The following is a 598-nucleotide window of genomic DNA, read 5'->3' on the forward strand; positions in this document are numbered from 1 at the left end:
ACGGGGCATTCCGCAAAGCCGGCCCATTCGCTGCGCTGCGCTTCGCTCGGTGGGCCGTCCCCGCGCTGCGCCGGGCCCTGCGGGTTCGCGGAAAACCCGCTATGTCTTGCGCCCCTGCGCGCCTGCCAAGCCATATGGTGCGCCTTGGGGCGAATGGCTCTGGTCAGGCTCACAATGCGCGCTCCCTCGTCGCGTGCTGCCGCGCTTCGCCGTCAGTCAGGTCAAGCCCAATAACCGCAACTGCAGCACCTTCCAACCCATCAACTGCGCGCGCCTGACGGCGCGCCGTCGCGTCCCCGGCTCATCTAATTGGCAGCTAAACAAGAAAAAGCCTTGCCTCGCGCGCGTGCGCGAGCCAAACTCGCGTCTAGGAAAAATTCGCTCTTTACATACAATTCGCCAGCAAAAAACCGCCACAAGTCCTTGAATGGACTAGGGAAAACGGCCGCGTTTACGACAAGTGCACGTCGGGCGGCTCCTTCTTGAGCATTGATCCGGTGGTGACGGATGGAAATACCGGATCAAGTTTCAATCGGTACGCCTATGCCAATAACAGTCCATACAAATACGTCGATCCTGATGGGCGAAACCCTGCCGC

Annotated in this window: 1 protein-coding gene; it reads left to right on the forward strand. The window is 60.5% G+C overall.

The genetic code is table 11. From position 1 onward, the window contains the following. Nucleotides 1-389: 389 nt before the first annotated feature. Nucleotides 390-598: RHS repeat-associated core domain-containing protein (locus ACP7D4_RS28200; RefSeq protein WP_426212752.1), on the forward strand; the 209-nt coding region annotated here is incomplete at its 3' end.

This window comes from Massilia sp. TWP1-3-3, from assembly GCF_049897805.1.
Lineage (GTDB): Bacteria > Pseudomonadota > Gammaproteobacteria > Burkholderiales > Burkholderiaceae_D > Telluria_A.